The organism is uncultured Treponema sp., from assembly GCF_934725225.1.
In the GTDB taxonomy this organism is placed as follows: Bacteria; Spirochaetota; Spirochaetia; order Treponematales; family Treponemataceae; genus Treponema_D.
This window is the reverse complement of the sequence record NZ_CAKVAM010000005.1, coordinates 1-16,146: the sequence shown is the minus strand read 5'-3', so window position 1 is coordinate 16,146 and position 16,146 is coordinate 1. Positions and strand designations below refer to the sequence as shown.

The 16,146-nt window shown below is 39.2% G+C and carries 13 protein-coding genes; 5 read left to right on the top strand and 8 right to left on the bottom strand.

What is annotated here, in order from left to right; genetic code table 11:
* The first annotated feature begins 13 nt into the window (after positions 1 to 13).
* Complete coding sequence (locus tag Q0H92_RS08460; protein WP_296013787.1) at positions 14 to 994, top strand: M23 family metallopeptidase; 981 nt, start codon at positions 14 to 16, stop codon at positions 992 to 994.
* Here the strand turns inward: Q0H92_RS08460 and ligA are convergent.
* Genes ligA through Q0H92_RS08440 form a run of 4 tightly spaced genes read right to left on the bottom strand, consistent with a single transcriptional unit; the run spans position 991 to position 5,502 of the window.
* The gene (gene ligA / locus Q0H92_RS08455; RefSeq protein WP_296013786.1) at positions 991 to 2,946 is read right to left on the bottom strand and encodes an NAD-dependent DNA ligase LigA; all 1,956 of its coding nucleotides are present in this window, start codon (positions 2,944 to 2,946) and stop codon (positions 991 to 993) included. The two genes, Q0H92_RS08460 and ligA, sit on opposite strands and share 4 nt — an antisense overlap.
* A gap of 4 nt (positions 2,947 to 2,950) precedes the next feature.
* Positions 2,951 to 3,682 carry a tRNA (guanosine(46)-N7)-methyltransferase TrmB gene (trmB, locus tag Q0H92_RS08450; protein WP_273355385.1) on the bottom strand — a complete coding sequence of 244 codons (732 nt, stop codon included), beginning with the start codon at positions 3,680 to 3,682 and terminating at the stop codon, positions 2,951 to 2,953.
* A gap of 23 nt (positions 3,683 to 3,705) precedes the next feature.
* Complete coding sequence (locus tag Q0H92_RS08445; RefSeq protein WP_296013784.1) at positions 3,706 to 4,332, bottom strand: hypothetical protein; 627 nt, start codon at positions 4,330 to 4,332, stop codon at positions 3,706 to 3,708.
* Positions 4,333 to 4,335: 3 nt separating this feature from the next.
* The gene (locus Q0H92_RS08440; RefSeq protein WP_296013783.1) at positions 4,336 to 5,502 is read right to left on the bottom strand and encodes a hypothetical protein; all 1,167 of its coding nucleotides are present in this window, start codon (positions 5,500 to 5,502) and stop codon (positions 4,336 to 4,338) included.
* Positions 5,503 to 5,632: 130 nt separating this feature from the next.
* Between Q0H92_RS08440 and Q0H92_RS08435 the strand changes: the two genes are divergently transcribed.
* Positions 5,633 to 7,624 carry a hypothetical protein gene (locus Q0H92_RS08435; protein WP_296013781.1) on the top strand — a complete coding sequence of 664 codons (1,992 nt, stop codon included), beginning with the start codon at positions 5,633 to 5,635 and terminating at the stop codon, positions 7,622 to 7,624.
* Positions 7,614 to 8,831, top strand: coding sequence for a DNA polymerase IV (gene dinB / locus Q0H92_RS08430; RefSeq protein WP_296013780.1), 1,218 nt, complete (start codon positions 7,614 to 7,616; stop codon positions 8,829 to 8,831). The genes Q0H92_RS08435 and dinB overlap by 11 nt, the downstream gene beginning before the upstream one ends.
* Here the strand turns inward: dinB and Q0H92_RS08425 are convergent.
* The 4 genes from Q0H92_RS08425 to Q0H92_RS08410 are packed head-to-tail and all read right to left on the bottom strand — an operon-like array spanning position 8,782 to position 13,515.
* Positions 8,782 to 10,830 carry a hypothetical protein gene (locus Q0H92_RS08425; RefSeq protein ID WP_296013779.1) on the bottom strand — a complete coding sequence of 683 codons (2,049 nt, stop codon included), beginning with the start codon at positions 10,828 to 10,830 and terminating at the stop codon, positions 8,782 to 8,784. The genes dinB and Q0H92_RS08425 overlap by 50 nt on opposite strands.
* Positions 10,830 to 11,528, bottom strand: a complete 699-nt coding sequence (locus Q0H92_RS08420) for a tetratricopeptide repeat protein (protein WP_296013778.1) — start codon at positions 11,526 to 11,528, stop codon at positions 10,830 to 10,832. The genes Q0H92_RS08425 and Q0H92_RS08420 overlap by 1 nt, the downstream gene beginning before the upstream one ends.
* Before the next feature lie 11 nt (positions 11,529 to 11,539).
* Positions 11,540 to 12,346, bottom strand: coding sequence for a 5'/3'-nucleotidase SurE (gene surE / locus Q0H92_RS08415; protein WP_296013777.1), 807 nt, complete (start codon positions 12,344 to 12,346; stop codon positions 11,540 to 11,542).
* Positions 12,343 to 13,515: a galactokinase family protein gene (locus tag Q0H92_RS08410; RefSeq protein WP_296013776.1), complete on the bottom strand. Its 1,173-nt coding sequence runs from the start codon at positions 13,513 to 13,515 to the stop codon at positions 12,343 to 12,345. Before Q0H92_RS08410 ends, surE begins: the two co-directional genes overlap by 4 nt.
* 54 nt (positions 13,516 to 13,569) lie before the next feature.
* Here Q0H92_RS08410 and lnt point away from each other — a divergent pair, with 54 nt between their 5' ends.
* Together lnt and Q0H92_RS08400 are read left to right on the top strand one after the other, a co-directional pair.
* Positions 13,570 to 15,387, top strand: a complete 1,818-nt coding sequence (gene lnt, locus Q0H92_RS08405) for an apolipoprotein N-acyltransferase (protein ID WP_296013773.1) — start codon at positions 13,570 to 13,572, stop codon at positions 15,385 to 15,387.
* Positions 15,384 to 15,920 carry a hypothetical protein gene (locus tag Q0H92_RS08400; protein ID WP_296013772.1) on the top strand — a complete coding sequence of 179 codons (537 nt, stop codon included), beginning with the start codon at positions 15,384 to 15,386 and terminating at the stop codon, positions 15,918 to 15,920. The genes lnt and Q0H92_RS08400 overlap by 4 nt, the downstream gene beginning before the upstream one ends.
* Positions 15,921 to 16,146 lie beyond the last annotated feature (226 nt).

Genomic DNA, 16,146 nt, shown 5'->3' with positions numbered 1-16,146 from the left:
TTGGGAGTAAAAAATGAAAAAAAAGATTTTGGTTTCAGCGTTGATTTTTATGTCGGCTTTTGTTTTTGCAAGGGAAGCTTTTTTCACAGGAGATGATTATTGCATTTCCGCGGAATACAATGACAAGGCTTTTCCGGGCGATGCGGTTTTTGTAAAAATGACTTTTTCTCAGTCGGCAAAAAAGGGAAAGTTTTCAAAGCTTGAGTTTTCAAATGCAAACGCATTCTTGCAGTTTTTTGCGGAAGGAAAGCTAAGCAGGGAAAGCAGTTTTTTCACAGTTTCAAAAAACACAAAAACAAGCAGAACATTTCTTGCAGGCATTCCGCTTTCAACTTGGTGGACGGAAGACACAAAATGCTTTTTGAAAATTATCTACACCACTGACGGCGCAAAAAAAATGGAATTCGAGCTGCCTTTTACTTTGGAGAAAAAAGAATTTGTTTCAGAAGTAATTGACCTTGACGAATCGAATTCAAATATAAAAACAGACTCAAGCTTAAAAAGAATGGAGCAGATAAAAAAGCTCAATGGAATTCTTGAAGCTGCAAATTCTTCCGCAGTTTACCAGACAACGCCGTTTTTGCTTCCGACAAGCGCAACAAGACGGACATCTTTTTTTGCAGACCGCAGGGAATACAAATACACAAACGGAAAATCAACAACGGGGCTGCACTACGGAATCGACTTTGGAATTCCAGAAGGCTCGGAAGTTTCAGCTTGCGCGGAAGGAAAAGTTGTTCTTGCAGAAACCCGCGTTACAACAGGCTGGAGCGTTGTTATAGAGCATCTGCCTGGACTTTACAGCCTTTACTACCACATGAGCCAGCTGAAAGTAAAAGAAGGCGACACTGTAAAAGCCGGTCAAGTAATAGGATTCAGCGGTTCAACAGGACTTGCGACAGGTCCGCATCTTCACTGGGAAATGCGGCTGAACACGGAAGCTGTTAATCCTGACTTTTTTACTGGAGACTTTGCATTCTCTGGAAAAAACTAATCTTCAATCAGAGCAAGGAATTCTTTTTCATCTATGACAGGAATTCCAAGCTCCATTGCTTTTTTGTTTTTTGAAGAGCCGGAAGAAGTATCGTTTGTAACAAGAAAACTCAAGCCTTTTACAACAGAAGACTTCACAGCTCCGCCATTTTGTTTTACAAGATTCTGTGCATCTTGTCTCTTCATGGAAACAAGCTCGCCTGTAAAGCAAAACGACTTGCCTGCAAGTTTTCCCTGCGCAGCTCCTTCAACAACAGAAAGTGTTCCACTTGAAACAAGGCTTTGCATTTCTTCCTTGTTTTCTTTAATCCCTTCAACAAGAGTATGCGCCAAAGTTTCTGCGAAACGGTAGACACCTGCAATCTCTTCTTCTTTAGCATCGAAAATTTTCTGCAAAGTATTGAATCCGCCTGCAATCAAAGTTTCAACAACAGTTTCGCCTATTCCTTCAATGTCAAAGCCGGCAATAAATTTTGCAAGTGAAATTTTTCTTCTTGACTGAATCGAAGCAAAAACTTTTTCTGCGCCAAGAGACTTTTTTTCTTTTTCCATGCTTTCCGAATTCAAAAAATATGGAACTAAATCACTGGCAGTCAAAGAATACAAATCTGAAATTGAGCGGACTTTTTTTGTTTCAAAAAGGCTAGTGATTAAAGTCTCGCCCAAGTCGCGGATGTCAATCACATTTATCCATTTTAAAAGCTGGTGGAGAATCCGCTTTTCACAGTTTTTATTTGGACAAAAAAGCCTCGTTCCTTCGTCAATAAGAGCAGTTCCGCAGCAAGCGCATTTCTCAGGAATCTTTACAGGCGGAAGATTTTCTTGCTCCGGAAGCACGCTAACTATTTTTGGAATTATTTCGCCGCGCTTTACAACAACAACGTGGCTTCCGATTTTTACATTCAACGCGCGTATAAGGTTCGGATTTACAAGGCTCGCTCTTTTTACAGTCGTTCCGTTCAAGTCAACAGGATCAAAAACCGCGACTGGAGTATAAGTTGCGCCGGTTTCATTCCATTCAATATTTCTTACAATGGAAACAGCTTCTTCAAGGCTGAATTTAAAAGCAATCTGACGGTCAGGCCTGTCGCGCAAAGCATCTTCGTGATTCACTGCCCGCTCTTTTACAACAAGTCCGTCAATGTCATAGTCAAGATTTTTTCTAAGTTCCATTATAGAAGAACGGTAATCTATAACTTCCTGCGCATTTTTGCAAATTTCAAGGGGAACAACATTAAATCCGTTTCTTTGCAAAAAATCAAGTTTTCCTTCTTCATCAGTGAACGGCTGGTTTCCTTCCGAAGCCCAGACATCGTAAGTTATCAATGTAAGATTTTCGCTGCCCTCGCCGTCTTTGCGCTTCATAAGTCCGTTTGCGGCATTTCGGCAGTTCGCTTTATCAGAAAAAAATTTTTCGTGAACCTGATGAGTCATTATGACTTCGCCGCGGATTCCACCTGTAAACTTTTCCTTTAACGTCTGAACAACACCCTGCATTTTTTTTGCATTCGCTGTAATCACGTCCCCTACAGTTCCGTCGCCTCTTGTAACGGCACGCAGAAAAACTCCGTCGGAATACTGAAGCTCAAGGGACGCGCCGTCAAGCTTGTATTCAACAAGATATTCTGAATAGTCATGTTTTTTCGCCCAGTCAAGAAATTCCTCTGGAGTCGCGGCTTTTTCCTGGCTGCCCATCGGCATTACGTGAGGAGCTTTTTGAAAATTCCCGGAATCCGCGCCAACTTTGTGGAGAATAGGATTTGCGCTGTCCAGCGATTTTAACTCGTCCCAAAGCTTGTCAAATTCCGCATCAGAAATTTCAGCCTCGCCGTTATAATACGAAGCCTGATATTTTTCTATAAGCTTTTCAAGCTCAGAAATTCTTTTTACAGAGGATTTTTTTAAAGCTTCGTCGTTTGCCTTTTTGCATTCCTCAACATCAAAAAGCTCCATCGGGCTATTCCTCATCTTTTACAAAAACAAGCTCGAAAATTTCACGTCCGGCATCAAGTCCTTTCTGCTCAAATTTTGTTCTTGGCCGCCATTCCTGATGAGGCGCAAATTTTTCGTATTTATTATGAATGCCTTCTGTGCAGGAAAGTTCTTCAAGCGCGCTTAAAGCATATTCTTCCCAGTCAGTTGCAAAATAAATATATCCGCCGGGAGATAATTTTGAAACAAGCAAATCAGTGCGCGGACGCTGAAGCAAACGGCGCTTATGGTGTTTTTTCTTTGGCCAAGGGTCTGGAAAGAAAATATGAAATCCCGCAAGCGAATTGTCTGGAATCATAGTTTCAAGGATTTCAAGCGCGTCATATTCAATCAAATAAAGATTTTTAAGCTGCCGTTTTTTTATTTCACCAAGAAGACGTCCAACTCCAGGAACATGCACTTCGCTTCCTATATAATTCATGTTCGGATTGTCCTGCGCAATCTGAGCAGTAGCGTGTCCCATTCCAAATCCGATTTCCATTGTAACAGGATTTGTGTTGTTAAAAATATCTGTAAAATTAAGCGTTCTATGCTCAAAAGGAATGCACCAAACATGATGAAGCTCTTCATAGCTGCGCTTCTCATTTTCGGTCATGCGTCCAGCGCGAATCACATAAGTGCGCACCGGGCGTCTAAAAATACTGTGGTCTTCTAAATTGTCAGTGGGAATATTCCCATCGGCGTCGTTACTAGGCATCAGTTTCCTCGCTGTTTTATATTTTATTGCTGCTCCAAATTTTCTGGAGGCATAAGGCAAATCACAGAATCATTTTTTAAAGTATAGCAGGTTCTAATGAATCCCGCATCTTTATAGTCAACAAGAACGGAATTTCTGTCTTTCCATTCTTTTTTTTCTTTTCCATAATAAAGCAAAATTCCGTCTTTTGTATAAACTGCGGATTTTTTTTCTGAATAATCGAATCCGTCTGGAAAATCTTCGCTCTTTAATGTCAAAATATTTTCAGGATAATCGACGGAAAATGAAATTTCATCTTCATCGCCCGACATGTCAAAATAAGTCAAGACATATTCTCCAGCAGGAATTTTCATTTCCAAAGCGGCGACTATATTCGCACAGCCTGCCCAAGAATTTTTGTTTTTATCCTCAAATTTTACAAGCTCGTCGCAGTTCCATTCAAGCCCGGAATTTTTATTCACAATTTTAATCTTCGAGGCAAGCCTAACATCGCTTTCGGAATTTACAAAAACAGAAAGGCGCATATCAGGCGGATTTTCACTATAATCAAAAATCACAGAAGATTCCGCAGAAGCAATTTGCGCGCTGTCTTGTGAACACGAAAAAAAGAGAACTGAAAAAATAAAAACAAACAGAGCAACTTTCCGCATAACTTAAAAATTGAATTTCAAGTTTATAACGGTAAGGTCGCTGGACGAAGACTGATTTACAATTGATTCAAATTTAATATTGACTTTTTTACAGGCATCTTCCAGATAAGACAAATAGTAAAGTCCCAAGTCCGTTCCTTCCTGACCATCCGGCATCTGGCGGTAAAAGTCAATCAGCGATTTTTTATTAAGATTCGCGGACATTTTGCTTTCGATGTTTTCTTTTACTTCCTGAAACTCATCGTCTTTATTATACAACGTGATTTGCAAAAGTCCCTGCTTTCCAATTGACATAGAGCCGCCGCCCAAAGTCCAGGAAAGAAAAACAAGCTCGTGTTTGCGCTGAAGCTCTTTTACAATTTCCGAGCGGATTTTCGGGTCGAATATGAGCGTGTCGGAATTATCAATTCCCTGATAAAGATATTTTGCCGCCTTTTTTACGTTGTTGTTTTCGCTGTTCAAGGCAAGTTCCATGACCATTACCGAGATGTATTCCGCAACTTTTGATTTTGTCATGTATGAAGCGAGCTGCTGGCGCAAAATTGAAAGAATTTCATTAAAACCGTCAGTTTTGTAAAATTTCACAATTATGTACCAGTTCATCAAAGTGAGCCTGTTCAAAAACTTTTCAGTCATAAGAAGATAAACATTTTTTTCTTCAGGGCTGTACTCTGAATTGGACATTATGCTTTTCCAAACCGGATCAAGAATTGTTTTTTTCGCAGCCTGAATCGTAGAATCTTTCATTGCAAGAGTCATTCTAAGCTGTTTTTCTGGAATCACAGTTTTTTCATCAATAAGCGACGAAGGATTCTGCCTGTTGTGATGTCTTATACATTCACATTTTATAATCGCCGAATAAATTTCGCTGTCAAACTGCTTGTACAAAATTGAAAAAACAATCAGCTTGGACAAATCCATAACATCTTGGCGGTGAGAAACAAATTCCGGCATGGAAATTTCCATCTTGGAAATGTAGCCCAAAAGAATCATGTCCTGCAGAGAGCCAGGCGAAAAAGATGTCATGCTCACGCCATGAGCCGAACGGTTATCTGCGAGCTTCAGATTGAGCAGCTGTTTTTTATGACTTAAAAAATGAGATGTGCCTTCTTCCGTAAGAATAATTTTCAGAGGCAAATCCAAAATAAATTTTTTCTTTTCAGCACACATTCGTTTGATAAAGCTCCTTTGCTTTACATGACTTTAACAATAGTTATAGTATACAACATTGCCGCCTAACTTGCAAACATATTATCTGTATTATATTGTAGAAAATGAAAAATTCAAGTAAACTTTGTTTATGGGAAAAAAATTTCTGCTGAAAGCAATGTGTTTTCTCTTTTTTTTTGCAGCAATCTTTACGCAGAATCTTTTTTCGCAGGAAAACATTGAAACAAACTTAAATATTTGCACAACAAAAGAAATAGAAAATTTTTTAACACAAAGCAAAATTTCGTTTGAAATCCAAGACATTGCTCCGCCAAACGCCGGAAATTTTCCCAAAAACATTCTCGTAGAAATTCCTGCTGACAAAAACAGCAAGGAAGACGACACAAATAAAAGCGGAATTTCTGATGTATTTTTTGTTTTCAGCCAAGAATTTTTTTTAGAAAAAAAGGAATTTATTGCCGATTTCATTGATTCCACTTACAAAAAAAAGCTTCCATATAACTGCATAATTTCATTTACTGCGGACAATGAATCATTTCCTTTGCCTTCCGCTCAAGCCGCAAAAACAGCAACTGAAGAACTGGCAAAAAGCATTTTTTCATCGGAATCAGCCTGCGCAATTTTAATCCGAAATGAAAAAAACGCGCCGCCTTTTATTTTTACAGAAGGAGCAGGAACAATTTCGCCGCAATGGATTGTCCAAACGCTCAAAAAATCCTGCCTTCAAAACCAAAAGCCAATGGGCGTAAAAACTTCCATGCTGTACATTTATAAGCCGCAATACTACAAAAACAACAGACGGCTTTCAGCTTTCCTGCAAAATGAAATTCCTGCAGCAGAAATTCCTCTTGGCCATGCTCAAAAGGACGCAAATATTCTTTCTGATATTCAGGACAACCTTATTTCCGCAAGAAGCCAGACTTGGAACAAACATTACAATTTTATTCCGCTTGGAATTTACGGACTTTGGCTTAATGAAGCGCAATTAACAACAGTATATCTTTTTTTTACAATTTCTGTTCTTTTTTTTATATGTTTTTATTCGTTTACATACACAGGAAAAAACGAAGCGATTTTAAAAGATATGTCAAGAACCTGGTTTTCAATTCCGGCATATATAATCATAACAGCGGCATTTTTAACTTTGTTCCAGAAACTGTTTTTTTTCACAGCGGAAAACGGAGTTCTTTACTTCGGGCTGAAAATTCTTCCTACAGTGCTTGCAATGTTTCTGCTGGTTTTTGTGCAAATTTTGTTCAACTTTAGAATTTCGCTTTCCGCAAACAGATTCCATGGAATTATTTTGAGCGCGCTGAATGTCTTCATTTTTTCAGCATTGGATTTGTCATTAATGTTCATTTTCATAATTGAATATCTGATTGTTTTTCTTTTTAGAAAACGGAAATCTCTTTTTTTTAGCATTCCGTGCATTTTTCTGATGACAATTCCATTGCTCTGGATTGCGGCGTCAGTTTTTGTTGACATTGACCAAAGAAAAATTTCAAATCTTACCGACACGACTTTTTTTGAAAACCTGATTTTTTCATTTGCCATTTTGCCTTTTATTTTTCAGTGGATAAAACTGATTTTGGTTTCGCATATAAAGGAATTCAAGTCAAGCAAAAAAATTTTATTTTTGCAAGGAATTCTCGTTTCGATTGCAGGAGCGGGAATTATATGCGCGATATTTTTTGCAGCCGCCAAATTGGTTCAAGGAAATATTTCAGCTCCAAGAAAAAATCAAACACAAATTTTAGAAAATGCAGAAATTCATCCGGCGAAATTCCTTTGGTCAAAAAAAGCAAAATTCAGCATTTTTGAAAACAGCCTGCAAATCGTTCCAGAAAATGGATTTAAAATACTAAGATGCTTTGCAACTTTTGAATCAACTGACGAACTTCCATTTTATGAATGCAACTTTGACTACAATTTTATTTCGGAAAACAAGGTTTCTATTGAAATTCCCGACGCCCCGGAAAACGAGCTGAAAATTTTATTTATGTCAGAAAACGAGCTTCAGCTAGAAGCGGAAATTGAACTTTTTATGATGAACGCAAACGGACAACTTTTTCATTTTACTGAAAAAGTCAGAAACGAAGGAAAAAATGCAAATGGAATTTGAAAAAGTTTTTCTTCATGTTGACCTTGATGCTTTTTTCGCTTCGATTGAGCAGCACGACCATCCAGAATACAGAGGAAAACCCGTAATTGTCGGCGGAATCCCAGGAGACAGAAGAGCTGTAGTTTCAACGGCATCTTATGAAGCCAGAAAATACGGCGTGCATTCCGCGCTTCCTTTGACAAAGGCGGTTGAACTTTGCCCAAACGCAATTTTTCTGCGCGGAAACCACAAGCATTATGCGGAAGTTTCGCATAAAATAATGAGCATTTTCAAGGAATTTTCGCCTTCAGTAATTCAAATGTCAATTGACGAAGCTTTTATCGACCTTACAGGAACTGAAAAACTTTTTGGTCCGCCTCTGGAAATCGCAAAAAAAATAAAGGCAAAAGTAAAAGAGCAAACAGGACTTACAGTAAGCGTCGGAATTGCAAGCACAATGTATGTTGCAAAAATCGCGTCTGGATATAAAAAGCCGGACGGAATAACACTTGTCAAAAAAGGCGATGAGGAAAAATTCATTCTTTCACTTCCTATAGAAAAAATCTGGGGCATAGGAAAAAAAACTCGGGAACGGCTAAAAAATGCGGGAATATTTTCACCTGCGGATATTCATGGCAAGTCAATTTCGTTGCTTACAACAGTTTTCGGAAACGGAATGGGCAGTTTTTTGTATGATGCAGTCCGCGGCGGAAAAGAAATCACATTCGGCGAAGAAGCAAAAAGCCATTCAATAAGCGTAGAGCGCACTTTTGAATTTGATGTGGCAAACGAATATGCAATCGAAACCGCATTCATGGAACTTTCCGCACAATTAATCTGGAGAATGCGCACAGAAAATGTCAAGGCAAAAACCGTAAATATCCGAATCAGATACGAAGACTTTAAAACTATAACCGCGCAAGAATCTTCAGAAATTCCGGTTTTAAATGCAGACGATTTGCTTGAACGCTGCCTAAGAATTTTCAACAGAAAATATGAAAAAGGAAAAGGAATCAGGCTTTTGGGCGTTGGACTTTCCAGAATAGAAGCCAGCGAAAAACCAACGCAAGCAGAACTTTTTGACTTTGGAAATTCAAAAAAAGCAAAATTGGAAAAAGCCCTTTTTGAAATGGAAAGAAAAAATCCTTCCCTCAAAGTCAGAAAAGCGCGCCTTTTATCTACTGAAGCGGAGCAAAATAGCCTGTTTCGTCGCGGCCTGAACGATTAAGAAGATAAGTTTCAATTTCTACAGGCAAATATTTTCTTCCATATTCAGTCGCAAAAGACGATGTGTACTTAAACTGATACAAACCAGACGGAATGTCAATTATATCTTTTATGACAGTTTCCAAACCTTCCGGCCGATATATATAGTAAGAAGTTCCGTTTGTGTTTCCCGTTATGTACGAAATTTCTTCCGACGGTGAAGATTGAGACAAAAGAACTGTGCTAAAGGAAATCGCATTGTTGTTAAGATAAGCTGTCAAATCCGAAAGCGCGTACTGCGTAAATGTATTTTTTGAATCTCCAGCGGAAAGATAAATTATGCCGCGTTTTTTTTCAGCATTGACAAGTCCGTTCGCAGAAAGCCTTACCGCAAGATCCAAAGCAGGATTTTCTGTATAAGAGTTTTTCAAAGCCTTTACGGAAAAATCAGAAAGCTGAGACGGATTTCCTGAAAATTCTGTAACAGGAACTTTTCCAGCTGAAACAATTGATATTTTTCCTTTTCCGTCCATTGAAGCTGCAAGTTCCCGAACTGCGCCAGAAAGCTGCTCTTCGTATTTTTTCATTGAAATTGAACGGTCAATGAGAATTGTAATGTCCGCAAAGTCATTGTTATTCGCTTCACCCAAAAGCACAAAATTTTCAACCGGCTTCTTTTCTTCAGTTATAAGGAAATTTTGCTGCTTTAAGCCAACAACCGGCTGGCGTTTTCTGTTTTCCACGCGGACTTCAACAATAATTTCCGGAAAATTATCAGAAATCACACGCTCAAACTGAACAAAAAATCCGCCCACGAGTTCTGTCATTTTTGACATAACGTAAATTTCATTCGCCTTAAAATCAGTTACAATTATATTTCCATTTCGATCAGAAACTGCGCTTGTAATCAGGCTTTTTCCTTTTCCAGTAACCGCATTTTCAAAAACAGCCCCGGAAGAAAGCTCAACCGCGTAAACTTTGTTTCTGTCTGTAAGCAAAAGATAATCGCTGCCCCACTGCTTTAAACTTTCAGGACGCGAAAAAGTTCCGTCGTTTACAAGAACTCCAAGGAAATTTCCTGCCTTGTCAAATTCATAAATTCCGCCTTTCACGCTGTCCGCAACAAAAATTCTTCCGCCGCAAACCGCAATTCCAGTCGGGGACTTGAAACCGTCAAAGCCTTCAGTTTTTTCACCAAAATGCAAAAGCCCGTTTCCGTCCGCGTCAAAAACAACAACACGGGCATTTCCAAAATCCGTGGCATAAATGTTTCCAAAGTCGTCTTCTGCAAGATACTGAGGTCCCACAAGCTGTCCTTGTCCTCTTCCGCGCGCGCCAAAATACTTTATAAACGAGCCGTTTTCAGAAAGAATTGAAATTCTGTCTCCTGCGCTTTCTGAAACTGCCAAATTTCCGTTCTTTAAGCGAATCACATCCATTGGGCGGTCGAATCCATTTATCGGTCCTCTGTTTCGTCTTACCACAGTTCCGTTCACGTCAAACTGAAGCAGCTCGTTCGTGCCATAGGAAACAACCCAAATGCTTCCATCGTGATTTGAAAGGGAAGAAACCGGCTGGCTGTAAATGAGATTGTTTCCGTTCACATTTGGATAAGAGCCAGATTCCGTAAAACGCTGAGTAAATCCATAGTCATAGTCTGTAACACGTCGGTCGCTTACAATTTCAATTCTATTCTGAAGAAGAAGTCCGCCATAACCAGCTTCTTTTGCATAATTCCATTGCTGAAGCGCAGCGCCTTCTATTCCCGCTCGGTAATATGCTTTTCCAAGCCAGTCAAGAACCAAAGGCTCGCCCGGCAAATATGAAAGCGCCTTTTCAAATTCAAGAATACTTTCATTAAAAGAACCTCTGTAATAGCTTTGAACTCCACGTCGGAATTCTTCTTCCGCAAAACCAGAATTCGCAGAACGTGAATTTCCTGTGCTAGCCGTGTCTTGCAGATTTGTCTGCGCAAAGGCTGAAAATATAAAAGCTATAAAAACAAAAAATATTTTTTTCATTATTCTTCCGCCTTCTGAACTTCCTGAAGGTGCTCCACTATTATAGGATTTGAACCGTCGGCTTTCATAGCGCGCTTTAAAAATTTCTTTGATTCTGAATAAAGTCCCATTTTATAATAAACCCAGCCAAGGCTATCAAGACACGCTGCGCTTTCCGGCAAAATATCCAGTGCTTTTTTGCAGCAACTTAATGCTTTTGTCAAATCTTCACCTTCGCAAGCAAGAACATAGCCCATTCCGTTTAACGCAGTTGGATTTTCACTGTCGTCTTCAAGAGCTTTTTCATAATAGTCAAGGCTCAAATCAACTTTTCCCTGTTCCCAGGCAACGTAAGCAAGGGAAGCATAAACAGAAGCAGGCTTATATCCAGTGTCCAAAAGTTTATTCAATTCAAAATCAGCAAGTTTTTTTCTTCCGCTAAGACAATAAATAACTGCCAAAAGATAGCGGCACTGCAAAACTCTGTCCTGATTCGAATTATTGTCCTTATCATAAGAAGCTGTAACAACCTGCTCAAGGTAAAGTAAAGCATCATCGTAACGCTTCAACTTTGAATAGCAAAGCCCCAAATAATAAGCAAGCTCCACGGAATCCGCACCGCAATCATCAGGAAGTGAAAGAAAATATGTCAAAGCAGCAGGATAATTTCCTTTTGTATATAAAGAGATTCCTTCTTTCATATAGTTTTCTTCTGCCATTTTTCCGCCTTTTACAAATTAAAATCACATTCTATAGAAGATATATCAGCATAGCTAGGCTCTGTTTCAATAACGCTGACTGAAACAAAACCTTCCTCGCAGGCTTTAAAATCAGATGAATCATCACCGTAAGAATGGACACAGGCATCTCCTCCACATTTAGAAGTCATGCATCCATTTTCACATTCAGAAACCTCCAAAGTTTCCCAGTAACGTCTTATGCAAGGAACTGTAAGCTTTGCGCCCTTGTAGCTTTTCATTGCAGGCGCATTCACGTTGACAAAATTTCTATAATATTTATGCATAGAATCTAAAATTGTAAGATTTCCGCAAAGAGAAATAAGCTTATCAATATTTTTACAGGCAAAGTCAGCAAGATTTTCAAAGTACAAAGAGCCGCTTTGGTCAGATTCATCTTTTGAGCCAGAATCAATGCTAAGAGCAATTCCTGGAATTCCTGCAATGCAAGCCTGACGCGCCGCGCCGCAAGTTCCAGAATAAACAATATCAGTTCCAATATTCGGTCCGTCATTTATGCCAGAAAGAATTACATCGATTTTTTCTGAAATATATTCTCCTTTTAACGCAGAAAGCACGCAGTCCACAGGAGAGCCTTCCAAATAATAAGAAAGGCAGCAGTTTTCTTTGTCCACCTTTTTTAGCTCCAAAGGAACAGCAACATTCATCTGGCTTGAAGCTCCGGATTTATTGAATTTTGGAGCGACTATAAAAACATTGTGCTTTTTTGAAAGAGCCGCAGTAAGAACCCGAATTCCTTCAGCGTTGATTCCGTCATCATTAGTAAGCAAAATATTCATATAAGGTGGACTCCATTTGCGGGTTTTACAGAATAGCATTTTGGGGAAAAGCCGAATATTTTTTCGTATTCCTCCAGTTTTTCCTTGTATTTTTCAACATCGCTGTTTCTTAAGATTGTGTAGATTCCGCGTCCAAAGCCTTTTCCTGTTATTCGGCCGCAGTTTACAGGATTTCTTAAGTCGTCGGGATTTTCGTCAAGCTCATGGACTCTTTTTAAAATCCAGTCGATTTCAGGGCAGGAAATATCGTAATCGCGCATATTCTGATGGCTTCGGTTGACAGAGCGCGCAAAAGAAGCAAAATCGTCCTTTTGAATTGCATTAACGCAGTCAAGAACGCATTTATGTTCATTCATAACGCATAAAAGCCGGCGTTTTGTATCTTCTGAAACAACACTCAAAACTTCGTTGACTTCAGCCTTGTCTTCCTCGTACTGCCAGCCGCCCAAAACATTCGCCTTTCGTTCCTTTAGCTCGCCCAAAAGCAAAACATTTTCCGGCTGCATAAGGCTGTCTTCATTCCAAGTTACAATTCTAGGAACAAGAGCGTCAGTCAGCAAAACTGTTTTTTCTTTAAAATTGAAAGGAACTAGCTCGCAGGATTTTTTCGCATAATCGGTCAAAACCAAATTATTTTCCTTTGAAAAAATCGCAGCAAAACTGTCCGCAGAATGATTTGCCGTTCCAAGGAAATTTTTATTCGCCCGCTCTATAACCTGAAGAATCTGATCCTGACTGCACTTTAATCCGCAAAGCTCTCGTATAGCCCAGCAAGCGGCAACCTTTACAGCGGTTGTTATTCCAAATCCGGCGGAAGGAAGAATTTCAGAATAAATAGTAAAGTCAATTCCCTTTAATTCAAATCCGCCGCTAGAAAATCCGTACAAAATAGATTTTATCGAATTCGCCCATTTGTCTTCTTTTTTTAATTTCAGCGAAGAAAGATTTGTGTGCTTTTCGTCTTCAAGCTGAACAAAATAAAATTTAAATGAAGTGTCTTCCCTTAAAGATGCAGAGACATAAACTGGAAGATTGACCGCCATGGACAAAGTTTTATCTTTGAAGAACCAAGTATGTTCTCCAGCCAAATGGAATCTGCCCGGAGCAACCGCTACAACTTCCGGCTCCACTCCATATATTTTGCGGTGCGCTTCTCTGACTTTTTCCATGATTCCCTTCCCGTTCGTGTTGATTTTTTCTATATATGACATTAAAATAATACAATGAATCAGCTGTTTTTACAAGTTTTTTGTGCAATCTTTTCTGGAGCAACTGAATCTATTTCAATTTCAAATGAAATTCTTCCGTTTGGTTCTCCGCTGACCGCGCTTTTTTGCCTTTCGCCCTTGTACATTGCAGTCTACAAATCAAAATCATACAAACAGACTTTCTGGCTTTTTTTTATACAGACGCTTACAGTTCACTTGCTTTCAAGCTACTGGCTGGCGAATTTTCACGGCTTTGCGGCTTTTACACTCGGAGCCAGCGCATTGGGAACTGCGTTTCAAAGCGGATTCTGCGGAATTATAATGTACGTTTTTCCAAGCAAAATTTCAAAAACAAAAAAACTTCAGGAACAAGCCGGACTTTGCCCATATCAAATTTTCAAAAGAATTTTATGGTTTTGCGCCTGCTGGGTTTTGTATGAATACATAAAATCAACTGGCGCGCTCGGCTATCCCTGGGGAACGCTTTTTATGGCCGCCTACAGCTGGAAAATCTTTACACAAATTGCCGACATAACCGGCGTCTGGGGAATAACATTTTTATACGCTCTTTTTTCTTCACTCGTCGCTGAAATAATAATGAAATGCGAAAATTTCTTAGACAAAGAACAAGCTAAAAATGCAAACAAACAGCTTGTGCAAGCCGCAAAATTTACAGCAGCAGTTTTTGTCATCTGCGGAATTTACGGAATAATTCAAATTGCAATTCCACGCTGGCCTGAAAAACTTTTAAACGCAGTAATCGTGCAGCAAAACATAGATCCCTGGGAAGGCGGAGACAAAAAGTCAATTGAAATTTCAAAAAAACTTACAAAAAAAGGAATCAGGCAGCTTTCGGAGCAAGGAAAAGAAACAGATCTTGTAATTTGGAGCGAAGGAGTTCTTTCAAAAAATTTCCCAAAAGCGGCAAATTATTATTCGCATTTTCCGGAAGATGAAAGCCTAAAGGAATTTATAGCCAGCACGCAGACTCCATTTTTAATCGGCGGCGGAGTTTCCTTGGACCGAAAAAAGCGAAAAAGAACAAACAGCGCAATTCTTTTTGACAAAAACGGAATTTTTTCAGGATTCTACAGCAAAATTCAGCTTGTTCCTTTTGCAGAGCGGATTCCTTATGCGGAAAATCCAGTAATGAATTTTTTTATGCGAAATGTTGTCGGTTTTTATTCAAGTTTGGTGCCGGGATTTCAGTATGCGATTTTTAAAATTCCGCTAAAGGAAAATCAGGAATTTGAAACGCCGCTCGACTTCAACAGAGAAAAATCCGCGGAAATAAGACTTGATGAAAACGGAAATTCAATTCAAAAGGAAAGAATAAAATTTTCAGAAAACAATCAGGAAAATCCGCTTTCATTCTTGAAGTTTTCCACGCCGATTTGCTTTGAAGATTCATTTCCTTCAGTTTGCACAAATCTTTTCAAGCTCGGAAGCGAAATTTTCATAAACATCACAAACGATTCTTGGAGCAAAACAAATTCCGCTGAAATGCAGCACTTTATCGCTTCAAGCTATCTTGCAATCGAATACAGGACAACACTTTTGCGCTGCGCAAATTCAGGATATTCTGTGGCGGTCAATCCTGCAGGAAAAATTTTATTTGATTTGCCTTTGTTCACAGAAGATTCCATGGGAATTTCTGTTCCGATTTACAAACGACAGATTACAATTTTTTCAGTTATGGGCGACTGGTTCGCATACATTTTGATTTTCGCAGTATTTTTATACATAATTTTTTCCGCAGTAAAAGACAACTTTTTCATAAGCAAAAAGAAAATAAGAAAACTTCTGAAAAAAGCCATAAGGAAATTAAAATGAAAACCATTGCAAAGTTAAAAATTATCCGCGGAAGCACAACAGTTTTCTTTGCCGTCATTATTTTTATCTGCGGATTTTTTCCAGAACTGAACATTCAAATTGCGGCGGCAGTTTTTTCCGGCTGTATTTTGGGAGGAATCCAAGGAGCAGGCAGCGCAGGAATTTTTATAATCGCACAATTTATTTTCAGCGGATTTTCTTTAGAACAAGCAGGAAATTTCACAGCAATATTTGCAAGCGCATTTATTTCAGGACTTGTCTCCGGCTCTCCATCTATAAGCGAAAAAAAATTCTCAGCACAAGTATTTTTCAGAATATTTTTTGGATGCCCTGCAGGATTTTGCATTTATTATTTTTTTGAAAGTTTATTCTATAAAAATCTTAACTGGACTTATTTTTTATCCGCCGACATTTTTAAATGCATCGGAATTATTATCTTCTCAATAGCAGTCCGCCCGAAACTAGCTGCGCTTCTATACCCGCCAAAAGAAACAGAAAAGGAAATCGAGGAGCTCATAAAGAAGCTAAAATAGCGCATGGAAATTTGCAAGAACCTCTCTATTTTATCGAAGGAACCGCCTGGAGGCTCCGCTTTACCAGAGGAAAGCAAGACTTCATCTGCGCCTGGGCAAAGAGACCCCCCTCCAGATGCCTGAAGGGGGGGGGTCTTGAAGAGAGTATAGAAAAAGCCGGCCGCGTCCTAGTTTCCCGCCGGTTGGCAGTATCATCGGCGCAGGGGAGCTTGGCTTCCGTGTTCGG